Here is a 17,633-nt window from a genome sequence, read left to right as displayed (position 1 = left end):
ATGAATAGTTATTATCATAATGAGGTTGAGCGATTGAATTTAATTGCTCAGCCTTAATTTTTAAGGATTTTTGAAGCATAATAATTTATGAGCTTTAATATTAATTAAATCAATTTATGTTACTATATATTTAATTTACCGAAAAATTTGAAAATTTAAACTGGAGGCGATAGTTATGATGTTTGGTTATCAAGTGAATGAACATGTGACGTTGAAGATATTAGAAGAACGTGAAGCGGAGCAACTTTTCAAATTAGTTGATGCGAATCGGGATTATTTAGGCGAGTTCTTGCCATTTGTAGAATACACAACGGAAGTTACGCACAGTAAGAAGTTTATTCAGTCGGCACTAGAATAGTTCACTCGTGGTGATGGCTTTCCATATCCTCATTAGGAGCGGTTTTTTGGGAGTTTATTAATAATTAAATACATAGGTGGGATAGTTATGATCTTTGGTTACCAAGTAGATAAAGATATTAAATTAAAGATATTAGAAGAACGAGAAGCAGAACAGTTATTTAAATTAGTAGATAGCAATCGTAACTACTTAGCAGAATTTCTACCTTTTGTTGAACATACGAAGAAGGTTGATGATAGTAAACACTTTATCCATTCAGCGTTGCAACAATTTATCGATGGTAATGGATTTCATTGCGGGATATGGAGTAATAAAGAACTGATTGGAGTTATTGGGTTGCACTATTTAGATTTAATTAATAAAAAAACTTCGATTGGTTATTATTTAGCTGAAGCCTTTCAAAAGAAAGGTATCATGACTAAATGTACTAAAGCTTTAATTCGTTATGTATATGAAGAATATGATATTAATCGTATTGAAATACAAATGTCTACCAAAAATAAAAAAAGCCGAGCTATACCAACAAGACTTGGATTCACACAAGAGGGTATATTGAGAAGTGATGAACGTTTACAAGGAGAATTTTCAGATAGTTATGTGTATAGTTTACTCCGGGAAGAATATGATGATTAATTCTATTGTAAATATACATTCAAATTTATTTACAAGATGATTTTATAATAATTTTTTAAGTAATCAATAAACGTATGATATCCACTTATAGATTCATTCCGAATATAATAGAGAATAGAGTTATCTCTTTCTATTTTTAAGCTTATTGTTTAGTAAAACTATATATAATAAATTGAAAGTGGTTAAAATTTTTATGTTAGATTAAGAATATACCAAGTGTAGGATAACACAATAAAAACTATTGTAAAGATGGAGTCAGTTATGGGGTATAAATTATAATATTACAATATTTAAGTTTAAAAGTGATAATTTCCGGAGAATTTATTACAGAGGTTCAACAGGGTTATCCTATGTTAGTACGATCGATAGATAGATAGTTCATTCAATTTAGCTAATGTAATGAAAACTCACATATATAGTGCATTTAGTACATTAAAAATTGGTATTGATTTATTAAAAAAGAATGAAGATATTGAAATTAATTCAATATATGGACACGGAGGTATATTCAAAACCAAAAAAGTTCCTCAAACATTTTTGGCAGCAGCAATGCAAAGTCCCGTTAGTGTTATGCAAACTGCTAGTGAGGGTGGAGCATGGGGGATTGCTGTTTTAGCTAGATATCTTGTAGCAGAAAACTATGTAAATTTATCTAGTTATCTTAATGAAATTGCTTTTAAAGATACTGATTCTATCAAAATTGAACCAAATGAAAAAGAAATAGAAAGCTTTAATCGTTATATATTGAACGTTTTAAAAAAAGGTCTTCCTATAGAACGTCTTGCTAACGAACAACTTTAAAGAAATCACAAATAAGCAAAGGGAGAAAGTGAATTATTGTGACTAACGATTTAACTAAACAAAATCGACAATTTTTAGGATTACCTGGGGAATTCTCAGATAGTTTATTGAGAGAAGAATATGAAAATGAAATTTAAAGATGAGAAATTAGTTAAATTTAATAGTATCTTTTGATTATTTACTTATCTACTTGACATAAAGCATTTTAAATGATTGTTTACAAAGATAATCAATAATTAAAATGAAAGAAAATACACTTATATTAAGTTTTTCACTTCTACTCTTATACAATCAATACAAAAGGTTAAAAAATTTAAGTTCAATTTGATTTAAGTCATAGAGCTAGGACTTTCGTAAAAGAAGTTTATCTTCAATATAAATTAGGTTACATACACAGTTGGGATAGGAAGAAGAATGCATTTTGAATTCTTTGTCTTATTCTCACATACTTTATACATTTTTTAAGTGTAATCATTTTTAATATAGTTAAAAAGATTAGAACGTAAAACTTTTTTTAAAATAATTTATATAATATAATAATCTCTATCTATTTAAGAGTATTATGTAAACAATATTGATTTTAATTGGAAGAGGGTGAATTGATGACGAGGAAATCTAAGAAACAGTATATTTTAGAATCTGCAGCTAATATAGTAAATAGACAAGGTACTGACTATTTAACATTAGATGCAGTAGCAAAAGAAGCAAGTATAAGCAAGGGTGGTTTGCTTTATCATGTTAAAAATAGAGAAGGTCTAATAAAGGAACTTGTCAATTATGCTAATGAATTATATCGAGAAAATGTAAATAGTCATATTGATAATACACATTGTAAACAAGGACAATGGTTAAATGCGTTTATTGAAGCAACGAAAGAGCATCGTGTTGAAAATGCGCCTATTACTTCTGCAATGCTTGCTGCACAAGGTTCAAATAAAGCGCTACTCTTACCATTAAAATCTTTATATGAAGATTGGCAATCTCAAATTGTTAATGACGGTCTAGATGAAATAGATGCAACAATCATTAGGTTAGCTGTTGATGGTTTATGGTTATCAGAAGTTTTTGGAATAAGTGCAATTGATGAATCAATGCGTGAAAGAGTAATAAATCGGTTAAAAGAAAACGTAGAAGTAGGTATTAATAAAGAAAAAAAATAAATTTTCAGGTTTTAAGCTGTTAGGTGAGATTGAAACTTTTCAGCTTATTTTTTATGCTACGGTTGAAACTTTACCGACCAGTTGGTATAGTTTGTAACGTATTTAAAATATAAAGGAGTGCTTATCTTGAAAAAAGTGTTATTAACTGCAGCAATTACAGGCGCTGGAGATACAATTGACAAAAATGAAAATGTTCCAGTAACACCACAAGAACTTGCTGATTCAGCAATTAAGTGTGCAAAAGCTGGAGCAACAGTAGCACATATTCATGTTAGAGACCCTAAAACAGGCGGGGTGAGTCATGATCCAGAACTGTATAGTGAAACTGTAAGACTCATTAGAGAGGCAGACGAAGATATTATTATTAATGTAACAGCTGGTGGCGGTGGCGACTTTATTCCAAGTCAAGAACACCCAGAAACAGGTGGTAAAGGAACCTGGATTCAAACGCCTAAAGAGCGTCATAGACCAGTAGGTGACACATTACCAGAAATGTGTACGCTTGATTGTGGCAGCGTTAATATGGGAGATTCGATATATATTAGTCCCGCTTCATGGCTGAGAGAACAAGCGCAAATGATTAAAGATGCAGGTGTACAACCAGAACTTGAATGTTTTGATACAGGTCATGTCAGTTTTGCAAAGCAACTTGTTAAAGAAGGCTTAGTCGAACAACCTATGTTCCAATTTTGTTTAGGTATACCTTGGGGCGCTGAAAATGATGCTCAAACGTTAGACTATCTTATTTCAAGAATCCCTGAAGATGCACAATGGTCTGCATTTGGTATTGGTAGAATGCAATTACCGACAGTTAGAGAAGTTGCTAAACGCGGTGGAAATATTCGTGTTGGTCTTGAAGATAATTTGTATATTTCAAAAGGTGTTAAAGCAACTAACGAAGCATTAGTTGAAGAAGCTAAGAAAATAATGAAAGAATATGATTTAGTCCCATTAACACCTGCAGAAGCAAGAGAGAAACTTAATCTTAAAAATAATAAAGGAGGCAAATAATGAAGTTCGCAGTAGTTGGAACAGGCGTAATTGGTAGTGGCTGGATAACAAGAATACTCGCTCACGGACATGAAGTCATTGCTACAGATCCTAGCGAAGGTGCCTATGAAAGAATGCTAACACAAGTTAAACAAAATTGGCCTTATGCTAAAGAAATGGGATTATCTGAGGGAGCATCGTTGGATAATTTAAGCTTTACTACGGACTTAAAATCAGCAGTTAAGGATGCAGATCTTATTCAAGAAAACGTTCCTGAAGTAGAATCTATTAAAGATTCGGTTTTAAAAGAAATAGACTTTTATGCGAAACCGTCTGCTATTATTGGTTCAAGTACTTCTGGCATTATGCCAACAGAGTTACAAAAAAATTTAAAGAATCCTGAACGTTTAGTAGTAGCACATCCTTTCCATCCAGTATATATCTTACCTCTTGTTGAGATTGTACCAGGTCAAAGTACTTCAGAAGAAACGATTATTAAAGCTGAGGAAATTTATGAGAATATTGGCATGGATGTCCTCCATGTAAGAAATGAAATTGAAGGACATATTGCAGATCGTCTAATGGAGGCATTATGGAGAGAATCTCTACATATTGTTAATGATGGTATTGCGACAACAGAAGAAGTAGATAAAGCATTTACGCATGCAGCTGGTTTACGTTATGCACAATATGGACCATTCATGACATTTCATCTTGCAGGTGGCGAAGGTGGTATGAGACACATGCTTAAACAATTTGGTCCTGCATTGAAAAAACCATGGACTAAGTTAATTGCGCCAGAATTGACAGAGGATCTTTACGAAAAAGTAGTGAGCGGTAGTGAAGCGACATCACAAGGATATACAATGTCAGAACTTGATCAAAAACGCAATGAATTCTTGATTAAAGTAAAACAACTCGCAGAAGAATATTGGCCAGAAGATACAGATTCAATGAAAAAATCTAAAAAACATCAAGTGGTAAATTAATATGTCAGAACATTATATTTACCAAACAAATGTAAAAAAAGAATGGGTTGATTATAACGGACATATGAATGATGCTGAATACAACCGTGTTTTTAGTGATGCAACAGATGCATGGTTAGCATTAATTGGTCTTAATCAAGAAACAATTCAAAGATTGCAGTATACAATTTTCACATTAGAAAATCATATAACATTTTTAAAAGAAATGAAAGAAGACGAAAATATTCAGGTAAAAGTACATCTTTATGATTACGATAGTAAACGTGTACACGTTTATATGGAGATGTTTAATAAGGATGATATATGTAGCGCCATATATGAAGTTATGTTGATGGGAATAGATATAAATACAAATAGATCAGCACCTTTTCCTGAACAAATATTAGAATCTATAGAGTTATATTTTAATACAACACCTATTAATGAAAGACCTAAACAATTAGGACATCGAATAGGAATTAATAGAAGAAAATAGAGGCTAATTTAGTAGTTAATAATTGAATGATTGAAATATGGAGGACTTAATGTGCCTTGTTTTTACTTAGTAAACTTTGTATAACATACACTTTAAGTCCTCAGTTTGTAATAAATATAAAAAAAGAGAGGACTGGATATATGTTAAGTATTAGAAACTTATCAAAAGTCTATGCAGGTGGGAAAAAAGCAGTAGATAATATGAACATTGATATTGAATCAGGAGATTTTGTTGCTTTCATAGGAACAAGTGGGAGTGGTAAAACAACCGCATTAAGAATGATTAATAGAATGATCGAATCATCAGATGGTGAGATTACAATTAATGGTAAGAATATTAAAGATATCAATGCAGTAGAATTAAGAAGAAATATTGGTTATGTGATTCAACAAATTGGTCTAATGCCTCATATGACAGTTAAAGAAAATATTGTACTTGTACCTAAACTATTAAAATGGTCGCAAGAGAAAAAAGACAGAAAAGCAAAAGAGTTGATTAAACTTGCAGATTTGCCTGAAGAATATTTAGATAGATATCCTTCACAATTATCTGGTGGACAACAACAACGTATTGGTGTAGTACGTGCCTTGGCAGCTGAGCAAGATATTATTTTAATGGATGAGCCATTTGGTGCATTAGATCCAATTACCAGAGACACATTACAAGATTTAGTGAAAAAATTACAAAAACAACTAGGAAAAACATTCATTTTTGTTACACATGATATGGATGAAGCAATTAAATTAGCAGATAAAATTTGTATTATGTCTGAAGGTAAAGTAATTCAATATGATACACCAGATAATATTTTACGTCATCCAGCTAACGATTTTGTTAAAGATTTTATTGGTCAGAATCGTTTGATTCAAGATAGACCAAATGTACGAACAGTAAAAGATGCAATGATTACACCAGTCACTGTACATATTGATGAGTCATTAAATGATGCAGTTAATATTATGAGAAACCGACGAGTAGACACAGTTTTTGTAATTGATAATAAACATCATTTACTTGGATATTTAGATATTGAAGATATTAATCAAGGACTACGTCAAATGAAAGAACTTATTGATACAATGCAGCGAGATATTTATCGCGTTAAAGTTGATAGTAAATTACAAGATACTGTACGTACAATTTTAAAACGTAATGTAAGAAATGTACCTATTGTTGATACAGATGGTAAAACTCTAATCGGATTAGTAACTCGATCTAACTTAGTAGATATCGTATACGATACACTTTGGGGTGAAATTGAAGAAGAAACAATAAATGAAGATGAAGGCATTGTCGAGCCTAAAGAAATAGGGGCGGATAAAGTATGAGTTATTTAATAGACAATGGTGGCATATTAGTTAATAAAACTTTTGAGCATCTGTATATATCAGTAGTAGCGTTATTACTTGCTATGATTGTTGCTATTCCTTTGGGGATTCTACTATCAAAAAGAGAAAAGTTATCGAAGATTTCTTTAACTGTAGCTGGAATCTTACAAACAATTCCAACTTTAGCAATTTTAGCTTTAATGATTCCACTTTTTGGTGTGGGTAAAACAACAGCAATTATTGCATTATTTATTTACGTATTATTACCAATTTTAAATAATACAATTGTAGGTGTCCAAAATATTGATAACAATGTAAAAGAAGCAGGACGTAGTATGGGTATGACAAATTTTCAATTGATGAAAGATGTCGAATTACCATTAGCTTTACCAATGATTTTAAGTGGTATCCGTTTATCTTCAGTATATGTAATTAGCTGGGCAGCTTTAGCAAGTTATGTTGGTGCTGGAGGACTAGGTGACTTGATTTTCAATGGTTTAGCTTTATATGAGCCAATGATGATTATCGTAGGTACTATTTTAGTAACTGTACTTGCACTAATTGTAGATTTAATTTTAGCTCAAATTGAAAAGTGGATAGTTCCGAAAGGACTTAAAGTTTCCAGATAAACAATAAAGGAGGACATTATGAAATATTATAAAAAATATATTGCAGTTTTTGTACTATGTCTAACTGTGTTGTCTGGATGTAGTTTACCAGGTTTAAAAAATAGTAATTCAGATGACGATGTTAGAATTACATCTTTAGGCACAAGTGAATCTCAAATCATTTCACATATGTTAAGAATTTTAATTGAACATGATACAAATAATAAAATACAACCTACTTTAATTAATAACTTAGGATCAAGTGTTATTCAGCATAATGCTATTACAAGTGATCAAGCAAATATGTCTGGTACACGTTATACAGGTACTGATTTAACAGGGGCATTAGGGGAAGATCCAATTAAAGACCCTAACAAAGCAATGAAGGCAACACAAAAAGGCTTTAAAGATAAATATCATCAAACATTCTTTAATTCATATGGTTTTGCAAATACTTACGCTTTGATGGTAACGAAAGAAACAGCAAAAAAATATCATTTAGAAACAGTCTCTGATTTGAAAAAACATGCAAATAAATTAAGGGTAGGTATGGATAGTTCTTGGGAAAGTCGTAAAGGTGATGGCTATTCAGGATTTAAAAAAGAATATGGTATCGATTTTAAAACAGTAAGACCTATGCAAATTGGCTTGGTTTATGATGCATTACATTCTGGTAATTTAGATGTAGCAGTAGGTTATTCTACTGATGGTCGTATAGCGGCATATGATTTGAAAGTACTTAAAGATGATAAACATTTCTTTCCACCATATGATGCAAGTCCTTTAGCGACTGATCAATTATTAAAAGAAAAACCAGAATTAAAACCAATTATAAAAAAATTGGAAGGTAAAATTTCAACTGAACAAATGCAAGAACTAAACTATCAAGCAGATGGAAAAGGTAAAGAACCAGCAACAGTAGCAGAAGATTTCTTAAAAAAACATAATTACTTTGACGATGAAAATGACTCTAAACAGAAAGGTGTTCAAAACTAATGGAAGGTAATTTATTCGAACAACTAATACATTATTATCAAACAAATTTTGGTTATCTATGGGAGTTATTTATTAATCACTTCTTAATGTCAATATATGGAGTATTATTTGCTGCTATTATCGGTATACCTCTTGGAATACTTATTGCAAGGTTTGGTAAGTTGTCTGGAATTATTATTACATTAGCTAACATTATTCAAACAGTGCCTGTAATTGCTATGTTAGCAATTTTAATGTTAGTAATAGGACTAGGTATTAATACTGTTATTTTCACTGTTTTCTTATATGCACTTCTTCCTATTATAAAAAATACGTATACTGGTATTAATGAAGTGGATATCAATATTAAAGATGCTGGAAAAGGAATGGGAATGACACGTAATCAAGTCTTACGTATGATTGAGTTACCACTTTCTTTATCAGTAATTATTGGAGGCATACGTATTGCACTAGTAGTTGCAATAGGTGTTGTTGCTGTTGGTTCGTTCATTGGAGCGCCTTCACTTGGTGATGTCGTTATTCGTGGTACGAATGCTACTGATGGCACACTATTTATCTTGGCTGGTGCATTACCCATTGTTGTGATAGTAATCCTTATAGATATTATTTTACGTCTAGCAGAGAAAAAATTAGATCCAGCTACACAAACGAATAATTAATAAAGTATTTAAGGAGTAGATAATATGGCTTTAATCCAGATGAATTATTTATCAAAAACGCTTGGAATGCATCAATCTTTAAATGTTATTTTACCTGAAGATGACAGTTATTTTGATTCAGCGAACGAAACAAAAAAACTTAAAACAATGATGTTATTTCATGGACTATCTAGCGACACTCATTCGTATATGAGATATACAAGTATAGAACGCTATGCTAATGAATATCAATTAGCGATTATAATGCCTAATGCAGATCACAGTTTTTATACGAATATGGCTTTTGGACACAGTTATTATGATTACATTTTAGAAGTTTACAATTATGTACACCAGATTTTACCGTTGTCTAAAAAAAGAGAAGATAATTTTATTGCAGGGCATTCAATGGGAGGATATGGAACAATTAAATTTGCATTAACACAAAGTCAGTTGTTTTCTAAAGCTGCTCCTTTATCTGCTGCATTCGACGTTTCTATGCTTAAAAAATACAAATGGTATGATTTTTCACCAGAGTCTATAGTTGGAACGGATAAGGAGATAGTTGGTAGTAATTTTGATCCTTATCATCTCGTTGATAAAGCTATAGAGAAAAATATTGATTTGCCAGAGTTATTAATTATGTGTGGTACAGAAGATGAACTTTATAAAGGTAACTTAGATTTTATTAACTATTTAGATAAAAAAAATGTACAGTATGACTTTATAAAGAGCTCAGGAAAACATGATTATGCATTTTGGGATAAAGCTATTGAAAAAGTAATTAAAATATTTACAAATAATATATAAAATAATAAGACCATTAGTCTAACAATTTTGACTAGTGGTCTTATTATTTTATTCTTATATAGAAAGATTTAATATTGATTATTCATTTACAAGTTAATTTAAAAATCAATATATATTATTTAGGGCAATGACAACAATTGAGTTTTATCAAAAAAATACCAATTCTTTCAAATAATTCACAAAAAAGTATAGTTTAATTTTACATTATTTCATATTAACGTTTATTTAACTTCATTTCTAATTGATGAATGAGATGAGTAATCAGTTCATTATTAGGAGTTGCGATACCTAATGATTTACCATAGTTCACAATTTGACCATTTAAGTAATCTATTTCAGTTAAACGACCATGATTATAATCTTGATGCATTGAAGGATAGTGTAAACCTTGTGCATGATCAGGATAAGCTGCTTCAATTTTCGAGATTAAGTCGTTAATATGAATATCTACATTTTTAGCATGTGCTACGTCGACAATTTCTTCAATGATTGGGCGTATCATTGCTCTAGAATGATCATAAGCGCCCAATTCACCGATTGTTTTATCTAATATCGTGCACAGTGGATTTAAAACACTGTTAAGCGTGGCTTTAGACCATATTGCTTTAAATACATCATTACTGATAGTGGCATTTAAATGAGCTTGATTTAAGATATCTGCAATTTCTTGAGTACGTGGGTCTTTTTTACCATCAGCACGTTGAAAGTCAATTGAACCTTCACCTTCTAATAGCAATTGACCTGGACCACGTAATCCAGCTGTCCACATTGTTACGGCTAAGAAAATTTGTGATTTTGGAACGAATTGTGATAGACGTTCGTCATGGCCTAAACCATTCATCATACATAAGATGGCAGTATCCTCGCTAATTGCTCCCTGCTCTTTTAAAATTTGCATCATTTGTTCAGATTGCATTGATTTTGTTAAAAGTACGATAATATCATAGGTTTGATTGACCTCTTCAGGGAATGTGGCATGCATTTCAACAGTATAAGTATCATGTTCAGTTTGAACTTCTACTCCTTTTTCATTTATTCGATGAACATGATCTTTCCAGTAATCTATTAATGTAACATCTTGTCCACTTTGTTTTAGGTAAGTACCAATACGACTTCCCATTGCACCCGCCCCAGCAATTGCAATTTTATTAGCCATACTTAACACTCCTTATTTTTCTTGTATTCTATCTATTTCCACTAAAATATGTTAAAAATATAGTCTAAATTACATAGATTTAAGCTACTAATCATTTTCTGATGATTTGTCTTGTGCTTGTTAATCCTCAGAAGACGATGATTCTTCTTGCACATTATCATCATTATGATTAGATTCCGTACCTTCTTTATCTTCCGATGATTGATTTTTGGTGTTTGTTTCTTCTTGATTATCATTAGTAATTTGATTATTGTCTTCTTGATTTTGACCATACTTTTGTTCTTTAGCTTTATTAAATTGTTTCATTTCTTCATCAGTTGCATTAGTATAACTATCTATGACTTCTCCACGATATTTATTAACCTTAATTGTTTGTGTTAATGCAGGCCCAGCAACTGTTCCGTTTTTAAAATTAACAAAATAAGCTTCATTATTTGTTGCATTTTTATCAATATAAAATCCACTTTGTTCTCGTCCAGAATTTAAATATTTTTTAGCATAAATTTTAGCTACATTTAATGCATGATATTCACTTATAGGTTTTTTATTTATTGGAGGTTGTTGATTATTTTCTTTAGATGTTGAAGATTTACTAATATTTTGATTATTGATATTATTCTCTGATTCATTTTGGTCATTTGATGAGTTTTTATCATTTTTTGTCACTTTTGATTGTTGTTGATCATTCGAACTTTTTTTATCTTTATCATCTAAATTCAGGTTTAAGCTACATCCACTCAAAATTATTGTAAAAGCTAATGCACCACTAATTAATTTATTATAAATCATTTATAAATCACCTTTAAAAAGCATGTTTATTTATATCGTACCCTAAAAGGATAATTTTTAACATTTAATATGAAAATATATTATATGAAATTTTTTATTTAGTTAATGTATAGATTGGATGAATAAGTGGCAGAACGAATAGATTTATTTATAATAGTATAGATAGCCAATTTGATGTGGTTGGTCTTGTTGATAAAAAATTGTAGATAAAGTAGTTTGGAGATATTGGCCATTTAACGAATTGAAACTAATTTTTAATCCAGGAACATTTGAAAAATAAAGTTACAACGAACGTATCTAATTCGTTGTGATCACTTATTTTATCGTATTGTTTATGTATATATACCATACAAACCAAAAAAGTAAGATAGAATTTATTTTGAATTTGTCGTCCCCAAAAAAGAGGACTAAAGTTGAAAAAAGCTTGCGACAAATGCATTTTCAATTTAATCATCGACTACCATCAATATATAAAACCTGAGACATTTAATAATGTCTCAGGTTTTGTCCTATTTAATTTTAGATTGTTGGTTTGTGTTATTTTTAATATAGTTCTTTTTACGTTGATGATCAGGTTGTAAGGTTAAACCTAAGAATTTTCTTTCTTGATTTGCATCTTTGAAAAATGAAATCATCATTAAAATAACAACAAAACTAAATGGTAATGCTGAAATAATAGCAGCTGATTGCAGAGCATCTAGACCTGTCGATCCACCAGATAGTAAAAGTACGTAGGCAATCGCTGATAACATGACTCCCCAAACAATCTTAACAAAACCGGATGGATTTAAACGTCCAAATGATGTTTGCATACCTAATACAAATGTAGCTGAGTCTGCGGATGTAATAAAGAACGAGCCTACTAAGATAATAGCGATAAACGATAAAATTGTACCCATAGGCATTTCATTGAAAATACCAAATAATTGTGTTTCAGGTGGCATACTAAAGATGTGTTTAGATTGCTTACCAATTTCAATACCAGTAATACCAAAGGCTGTAAACCATAACATACTAATAATTGTAGGAACACCTAATACTGCTATAACGAATTCACGAATCGAACGACCTTTTGAAATACGTGCAATGAAGATACCTACAAATGGTGACCAACTCATCCACCAGCCCCAATAATAAATCGTCCATGACTGTAACCATTCATGTTTTTGTGAGTTAAGTGGAGCAACATCAAAGCTATTAAAAATAAGTGTATTCAAATATTCACCAATTGAGGATGTAAACATATTCATAATTAAAATTGTAGGACCTACAATTAGAATAATAATAAGTAACATCGCAGCTAAAAGCATATTTAAATTACTTAAATACTGAATACCTTTGCTTAAGCCACTCCAAGCACTAAGTAAGAATAAAACTGTAACAATAAGAATAATAATGCCTTGAATAAGCTTATTGTTTGGCACTCCAAATAAATAATTTAAACCACCGTTAATTTGCATGGCGCCAACACCAAGTGACACTGCCACCCCAATAATAGTAGCAAAAACAGCTAGAACATCTATAACAGTACCTAATGGACCTTCTACTTTATTCCCGAAAATAGGACGTAATGTACGAGAAATGAGTCCTAAGTCATTTTTTCTAAACTGTGTATATGCAAGAGCCAAAGCAACAATACCGTAAACTGCCCAAGGATGTAGTCCATAATGTAAGAAACTTGAACGCATAGCTTCAGCTAGAGCAGCTTCTGTTTCTTTACTCGCTGTTGGTGGAGATAGATAATGTGAAATGGGCTCAGAAGATCCATAGAATACAAGTCCAATACCCATACCTGCACTAAATAGCATTGTTAGCCATGAAATAGTATTAAATTCTGGTTTATCATCAGGTTTTCCTAATTTAAGCTTTCCAATTGGATGAAAAATAAGAGTGATACAAAATATCAGAATAATACTAATAAGTAACATATAGTACCAACCGAATGTTTCTGTAATAAAACTTCCGATTGCTCCTGAAATTGAACCAAATTGATTAGGGAATATGGCTCCAATAATTACCAGTAACCCTACAGTAACTGAAGCAAAAATAAATACATTTGAAAACTGTTTAGATTTGTTTTCCATGTATTTAACTCCTTTCAAATTTAATAAAGTAGATGTATAAAAGCTTAACATATATAGTTAAAAGAATAATGAATAAGTTTAAAATTTTACAAACATGTAATAAGTTTATACCTTTGAATTGTGTAATATGTTGCTTTGGTTATAATTTCTTTCATGTTTTAAAAAATATAGGAGATACTAATTATATTTGGATATCAAATTAATGAACTTTTGAAATTAAAAATATTTGAAGAACGAGAAGTAAAGCAGAATAACTATTTAAATTAATAGATAGTAATCGTAAGTATCTATCAGAATTTCTATCTTTTGTTGAATAAATAAAGAAGGTTGAAGATAGTAAAAATTTTATCTATTCACTATTGCAACAGTTTACACGCGAATAAGAAATGAGGAGTTGTATTTAAAAAACCGCACTGATGCGGATATGGATTTCATTGTGGCATATGGTATGACAAGGAACTTGTAGGAGTCATCGGCTTGCATTATTTAGATCGTGTTAACAAACGAACGTCTATCGGTTACTATTTGGCAGAGCACTTTCAGAAAAAGAGATTATGACAGCATGCACAAAGGTGTTGATTCGCTATGTGTACGAAGAATTTGATGTAAATCGTGTGGAAATTCAAATGTCGACGCGCAATCCGAAAAGCAGGGCCATACCTGAGCGACTTGGTTTTACGCAAGAGGGCGTGTTGAGAGATAGTGAACGTCTACGTGGAGTGTTCTCAGATAGTTATGTGTATAGTCTATTAAGAGAAGAATATGGGGATGTTAAAGAAGAGTGGTAAGTAGAAGCTTATAAAAAAACGCTTAACAGTTTGTAGTAATAAACTATGTTAAGCGTTTCATTCTTTATTGTTCTACTATTTGAATTAAATTACCGCAAGTATCGTTGAAAATGGCCATTTTAGCACTACCCATTGTAGTAGGTTCAACGGTAAAGTGAACGCCTTTTTGCGTTAATGCATCATAGGTTTGTTGTACATTTTCTACGCCGAACATCGTAATAGGTATGTTGGCTTCGAATAGACGTTGTTGATAATCACTTGCAATAGGGTTGCCATTTGGTTCTAAGACCAATTGAGCACCATCTGGTTGATTCGGAGATACTAAAGTAAGCCATCTAAATCCTTCGCCTACAGGTTCATCTATTTTCTTTTCAAAACCTAAAATGTCTGTATAAAATTGTAAAGCTTCTTCTTGATTATCTACAAAGATACTATTCGCAATAATATTCATATTTATCCCCTCAAAGTATTTATTATGAAACTTGGATTACTTGGCCTGTTTAAGCACACGAGCCATTTCTTCAATTTTGCCTGCATGTAATGGGACGTGAATGGCATTTAACACTAATAATTCGTTAAGTGTTTTGCAGCCAGCAATCGGTTGTTCAAGTTCTTGTGATAGTTGTTCATCAGTAAGTTGACGAGCACGATCTGGAATTGTTTTTAAGTCCTCTTTAATCGATTCAATTGATGGTATGTCTTGTTCCTCCCAGTTTGCAGGACTAGAACCATAACCAAATAATTTAGTATACGTTTCAATATCAACGGCATTTTGAGCACCCATTGATAAAGCAGAATCGAAGATAGTTAAAACATGTCCAAATTGCCAATGTAAAGTATTTGGAAAAACATCATTCTCTTTATCTAATACTTTCTCAACGTTCCAATTATCATAAACTGATAATAGATAATTCACACCTGTATCAATAACATCATAAACTGTTTTATCACTCATTTAATCTCCTCCACATTCTTTAAAAATTAACTACTAAATATTTACCCGTTAAACATTCTTGTCAATCTAGTGGTAAGATAGTGTTATTAAAGAAAATGACTAAATGGCAGAGTATTTAATAGATATTTTATTAGAAAAAACATATAAACTTCATACAAGAACTTAATAGGTTAACGAATCTTAGATATAGTTGAAAAAGAATAATTTTTTAAAATTAAAAAAGCAATTATTAAACTGAAAGTAAGAGGTGAGAAGGGCGTGTATGTCATTCAAGATATTGACCATCGTATTGAAACATGGATAGTGCATATTGCTAAAAAAGTAGATGTGATGTTACAAGATGTGGCTGTTGAAACTAAAAAGCATGACTTAGATTTAGTGACGAATATTGATAAAGAAGTTCAAGCGGATTTCACTCAACTTATTAAAGCAAATTATCCAGAACACCAGATTATGGGTGAGGAAAAAAGTAACGGTGAAGTAGATATGTATCGTGGTTATGCTTGGGCGATAGATCCTATTGATGGAACAACCAATCTTGTTAAGCAAGGTAAGGATTATTGTTTAATTGTAAGTTTATTCTACGATGGCGAGCCTTTACTAGCCTATACATATGAATTTTATCAACAGAAATTATATAAAGCTGTTCAAGGTCAAGGTGTGACGATTAATGGCGTGCCACTTCATGTAGAAAAGTATCATCATCTCAACGATGCTTTGATTTCTATTGATCCGAAACGTGCGAGTTCTGAATTACTCAAAGCGTTGATTTCACATGCGCATGGTTTTCGATTTATTGGCGCTGGTGGCATTGGTGCATTGCGTACAATCACTGGTGATTTCGGTGCAAGTATTGATATGGGAGCAAACCTGTGGGATATGAGTGCACAAATATTATATGCGAAAGAGTTAGGGTTAGTAGTAACAGATATTCAAGGCAACTCTATCGATTTAAATCATGTTAAAGGTGCGATTATCGCGCATCAGGATATTCACGAAGACATCATTAATATTATAAAAACGTATCAATAAAATATCCTGCCACATCCCGATACTAGAATGTAATGGGTGATGTGACAGGATTTTATATAATATTAGGAAAGGTTTGGCTTTGATCGCTCGTTATCAAGCCTTCAAGTGTCATTATTTAAGGTTTAATCGCAAATGCACGTACTGGGAACCCAGGTGCGTCTTTCGGTTTCGGACTAATGGCATAAATGACCGCACCACGCGTTGGCAATTGGTCTAAATTCGTTAACAATTCAAGCTGGAACGTATCTTGTCCAAGAATGTAACGTTCTCCAACGATGTCACCATTTTTAACGGTATCTACCGACGCATCTGTGTCGAATGTTTCGTGGCCAATTGATTTTACGCCACGTTCTTCGACTAAGAACTTCAAGGCATCTAAGCCCCAACCCGGTAAATGTTGATTACCATCAGAATCTTTATTTTCAAATTGTTCAATATCTGGCCAACGTTTCGACCAGTCAGTACGTAATGCTACAAACGTGCCTTCTTCAATACGTCCGTTTTTAGCTTCCCATTGCTCTAAATGGTCACGTGTGACGATAAAATCAGCATTTTCTTCAGCTTCTTTTGAAAAGTCTAAGACGATAAGGGGCAATACTAACTCTTTCAAGTCTAGCTCTTCTAAGTAACGTTTATTCTCTACAAAGTGAATAGGTGCATCGATGTGTGTACCATATTGAGTGACGATATTCCAACGTTGCACGTAAAAGCCGTGCTCTTTGACTGTGAAAAGAGTGGAAACTTCACCTTTTTCAAATTCACTAAATCGAGGTATTTCAGGGTCAAAGGTATGTGTTAAATCAACCCATTCAGCTTCTTTCAGTTGATTTAGTTGATCCCATAATGGATAGTTTGGCATGTTCAACACCTCCAATTGTAATTGTTATTCTATGTTGATTTTGGCAGTGGCTGACTGAACTGACTCATCGCTTTAGGAAAAGCTCGCTTCAGTTCTAGTCAGCTGTGCCGGGGCCGACCAAGTATTCAAAGTCACAATAGTTTAATAAAATGAGGCAGTGGCTGACTGAACCGTCTCATCGCTT

The 17,633-nt window shown here is 31.9% G+C and carries 17 protein-coding genes and 3 pseudogenes; 14 read left to right on the top strand and 6 right to left on the bottom strand.

Translation table 11 applies throughout. The features are described from left to right. Positions 1-178: 178 nt before the first annotated feature. From AC1RRU_RS05510 to AC1RRU_RS05455, 12 genes and pseudogenes are all read left to right on the top strand, one after another. Positions 179-355 (top strand): annotated as a pseudogene (locus AC1RRU_RS05510) (GNAT family N-acetyltransferase); the annotation flags it as partial. A gap of 93 nt (positions 356-448) precedes the next feature. Beyond that, the gene (locus AC1RRU_RS05505) at positions 449-991 is read left to right on the top strand and encodes a GNAT family N-acetyltransferase (RefSeq protein WP_029376643.1); all 543 of its coding nucleotides are present in this window, start codon (positions 449-451) and stop codon (positions 989-991) included. 308 nt (positions 992-1,299) lie between these two features. After that, positions 1,300-1,792, top strand: a pseudogene (locus tag AC1RRU_RS05500) (FGGY-family carbohydrate kinase); the annotation flags it as partial. 602 nt (positions 1,793-2,394) lie between these two features. Next, positions 2,395-2,952 (top strand): TetR/AcrR family transcriptional regulator, encoded by a 558-nt coding sequence (locus AC1RRU_RS05495; protein ID WP_016930942.1) that lies wholly within the window; start codon positions 2,395-2,397, stop codon positions 2,950-2,952. Between the two features lie 126 nt (positions 2,953-3,078). Next, entirely contained in the window at positions 3,079-3,963 is an 885-nt protein-coding gene (locus AC1RRU_RS05490) for a beta-keto acid cleavage family enzyme (RefSeq protein WP_048667879.1), read from the top strand. Continuing rightward, entirely contained in the window at positions 3,963-4,931 is a 969-nt protein-coding gene (locus AC1RRU_RS05485; protein ID WP_053020144.1) for a 3-hydroxyacyl-CoA dehydrogenase NAD-binding domain-containing protein, read from the top strand. Before AC1RRU_RS05490 ends, AC1RRU_RS05485 begins: the two co-directional genes overlap by 1 nt. Position 4,932: 1 nt before the next feature. After that, positions 4,933-5,406, top strand: a complete 474-nt coding sequence (locus tag AC1RRU_RS05480) for a thioesterase family protein (protein WP_053020143.1) — start codon at positions 4,933-4,935, stop codon at positions 5,404-5,406. A gap of 140 nt (positions 5,407-5,546) precedes the next feature. Continuing rightward, complete coding sequence (locus tag AC1RRU_RS05475) at positions 5,547-6,734, top strand: betaine/proline/choline family ABC transporter ATP-binding protein (protein ID WP_016930946.1); 1,188 nt, start codon at positions 5,547-5,549, stop codon at positions 6,732-6,734. Beyond that, on the top strand, positions 6,731-7,363 hold the full coding sequence (locus AC1RRU_RS05470) for an ABC transporter permease (protein WP_053020142.1): 633 nt from the start codon (positions 6,731-6,733) through the stop codon (positions 7,361-7,363). Before AC1RRU_RS05475 ends, AC1RRU_RS05470 begins: the two co-directional genes overlap by 4 nt. An 18-nt stretch (positions 7,364-7,381) precedes the next feature. Beyond that, entirely contained in the window at positions 7,382-8,338 is a 957-nt protein-coding gene (locus AC1RRU_RS05465; RefSeq protein ID WP_002502246.1) for an osmoprotectant ABC transporter substrate-binding protein, read from the top strand. After that, the gene (locus AC1RRU_RS05460) at positions 8,338-8,997 is read left to right on the top strand and encodes an ABC transporter permease (protein ID WP_016930948.1); all 660 of its coding nucleotides are present in this window, start codon (positions 8,338-8,340) and stop codon (positions 8,995-8,997) included. The genes AC1RRU_RS05465 and AC1RRU_RS05460 overlap by 1 nt, the downstream gene beginning before the upstream one ends. A gap of 24 nt (positions 8,998-9,021) precedes the next feature. Beyond that, complete coding sequence (locus AC1RRU_RS05455; RefSeq protein ID WP_002502244.1) at positions 9,022-9,786, top strand: alpha/beta hydrolase; 765 nt, start codon at positions 9,022-9,024, stop codon at positions 9,784-9,786. 214 nt (positions 9,787-10,000) lie between these two features. Here the strand turns inward: AC1RRU_RS05455 and AC1RRU_RS05450 are convergent, their stop codons facing one another. From AC1RRU_RS05450 to AC1RRU_RS05440, 3 genes are all read right to left on the bottom strand, one after another. After that, entirely contained in the window at positions 10,001-10,942 is a 942-nt protein-coding gene (locus AC1RRU_RS05450; RefSeq protein ID WP_016930949.1) for a ketopantoate reductase family protein, read from the bottom strand. Positions 10,943-11,062: 120 nt separating this feature from the next. Further along, positions 11,063-11,731, bottom strand: coding sequence for a hypothetical protein (locus tag AC1RRU_RS05445; protein ID WP_048667886.1), 669 nt, complete (start codon positions 11,729-11,731; stop codon positions 11,063-11,065). A gap of 509 nt (positions 11,732-12,240) precedes the next feature. After that, positions 12,241-13,815, bottom strand: a complete 1,575-nt coding sequence (locus AC1RRU_RS05440; RefSeq protein WP_048667887.1) for a BCCT family transporter — start codon at positions 13,813-13,815, stop codon at positions 12,241-12,243. Between the two features lie 183 nt (positions 13,816-13,998). Here AC1RRU_RS05440 and AC1RRU_RS05435 point away from each other — a divergent pair. After that, positions 13,999-14,603 (top strand): annotated as a pseudogene (locus AC1RRU_RS05435) (GNAT family N-acetyltransferase). Between the two features lie 64 nt (positions 14,604-14,667). On the opposite strand, the gene AC1RRU_RS05430 reads toward AC1RRU_RS05435, so the two are convergent. Together AC1RRU_RS05430 and AC1RRU_RS05425 are read right to left on the bottom strand one after the other, a co-directional pair. Continuing rightward, positions 14,668-15,054 (bottom strand): VOC family protein, encoded by a 387-nt coding sequence (locus AC1RRU_RS05430; protein WP_048667888.1) that lies wholly within the window; start codon positions 15,052-15,054, stop codon positions 14,668-14,670. 36 nt (positions 15,055-15,090) lie between these two features. Beyond that, the gene (locus AC1RRU_RS05425; RefSeq protein WP_048667889.1) at positions 15,091-15,558 is read right to left on the bottom strand and encodes a bacillithiol transferase BstA; all 468 of its coding nucleotides are present in this window, start codon (positions 15,556-15,558) and stop codon (positions 15,091-15,093) included. A gap of 258 nt (positions 15,559-15,816) precedes the next feature. On the opposite strand from AC1RRU_RS05425, the gene AC1RRU_RS05420 reads away from it, so the two are divergent. Continuing rightward, positions 15,817-16,590: an inositol monophosphatase family protein gene (locus AC1RRU_RS05420; protein ID WP_048667891.1), complete on the top strand. Its 774-nt coding sequence runs from the start codon at positions 15,817-15,819 to the stop codon at positions 16,588-16,590. A 115-nt stretch (positions 16,591-16,705) separates the two neighbouring features. On the opposite strand, the gene AC1RRU_RS05415 is transcribed toward AC1RRU_RS05420, so the two are convergent. After that, complete coding sequence (locus tag AC1RRU_RS05415; protein ID WP_048667892.1) at positions 16,706-17,449, bottom strand: cyclase family protein; 744 nt, start codon at positions 17,447-17,449, stop codon at positions 16,706-16,708. Between the last annotated feature and the right edge of the window lie 184 nt (positions 17,450-17,633).

The organism is Staphylococcus sp. GW821-FHT11H10 (assembly GCF_058807855.1).
This window is presented reverse-complemented; position numbering and strand designations above follow the sequence as displayed.

Excerpts from the sequence above, each read along its gene's own strand:
- AC1RRU_RS05465 (WP_002502246.1), top strand. The coding sequence starts at position 7,382 with ATGAAATATTATAAAAAATATATTGCAGTTTTTGTACTATGTCTAACT.
- AC1RRU_RS05440 (WP_048667887.1), bottom strand. The coding sequence starts at position 13,815 with ATGGAAAACAAATCTAAACAGTTTTCAAATGTATTTATTTTTGCTTCA.
- AC1RRU_RS05445 (WP_048667886.1), bottom strand. The coding sequence starts at position 11,731 with ATGATTTATAATAAATTAATTAGTGGTGCATTAGCTTTTACAATAATT.
- AC1RRU_RS05495 (WP_016930942.1), top strand. The coding sequence starts at position 2,395 with ATGACGAGGAAATCTAAGAAACAGTATATTTTAGAATCTGCAGCTAAT.
- AC1RRU_RS05430 (WP_048667888.1), bottom strand. The coding sequence starts at position 15,054 with ATGAATATTATTGCGAATAGTATCTTTGTAGATAATCAAGAAGAAGCT.
- AC1RRU_RS05455 (WP_002502244.1), top strand. The coding sequence starts at position 9,022 with ATGGCTTTAATCCAGATGAATTATTTATCAAAAACGCTTGGAATGCAT.
- AC1RRU_RS05470 (WP_053020142.1), top strand. The coding sequence starts at position 6,731 with ATGAGTTATTTAATAGACAATGGTGGCATATTAGTTAATAAAACTTTT.
- AC1RRU_RS05460 (WP_016930948.1), top strand. The coding sequence starts at position 8,338 with ATGGAAGGTAATTTATTCGAACAACTAATACATTATTATCAAACAAAT.
- AC1RRU_RS05485 (WP_053020144.1), top strand. The coding sequence starts at position 3,963 with ATGAAGTTCGCAGTAGTTGGAACAGGCGTAATTGGTAGTGGCTGGATA.
- AC1RRU_RS05480 (WP_053020143.1), top strand. The coding sequence starts at position 4,933 with ATGTCAGAACATTATATTTACCAAACAAATGTAAAAAAAGAATGGGTT.
- AC1RRU_RS05475 (WP_016930946.1), top strand. The coding sequence starts at position 5,547 with ATGTTAAGTATTAGAAACTTATCAAAAGTCTATGCAGGTGGGAAAAAA.
- AC1RRU_RS05450 (WP_016930949.1), bottom strand. The coding sequence starts at position 10,942 with ATGGCTAATAAAATTGCAATTGCTGGGGCGGGTGCAATGGGAAGTCGT.
- AC1RRU_RS05425 (WP_048667889.1), bottom strand. The coding sequence starts at position 15,558 with ATGAGTGATAAAACAGTTTATGATGTTATTGATACAGGTGTGAATTAT.
- AC1RRU_RS05415 (WP_048667892.1), bottom strand. The coding sequence starts at position 17,449 with ATGCCAAACTATCCATTATGGGATCAACTAAATCAACTGAAAGAAGCT.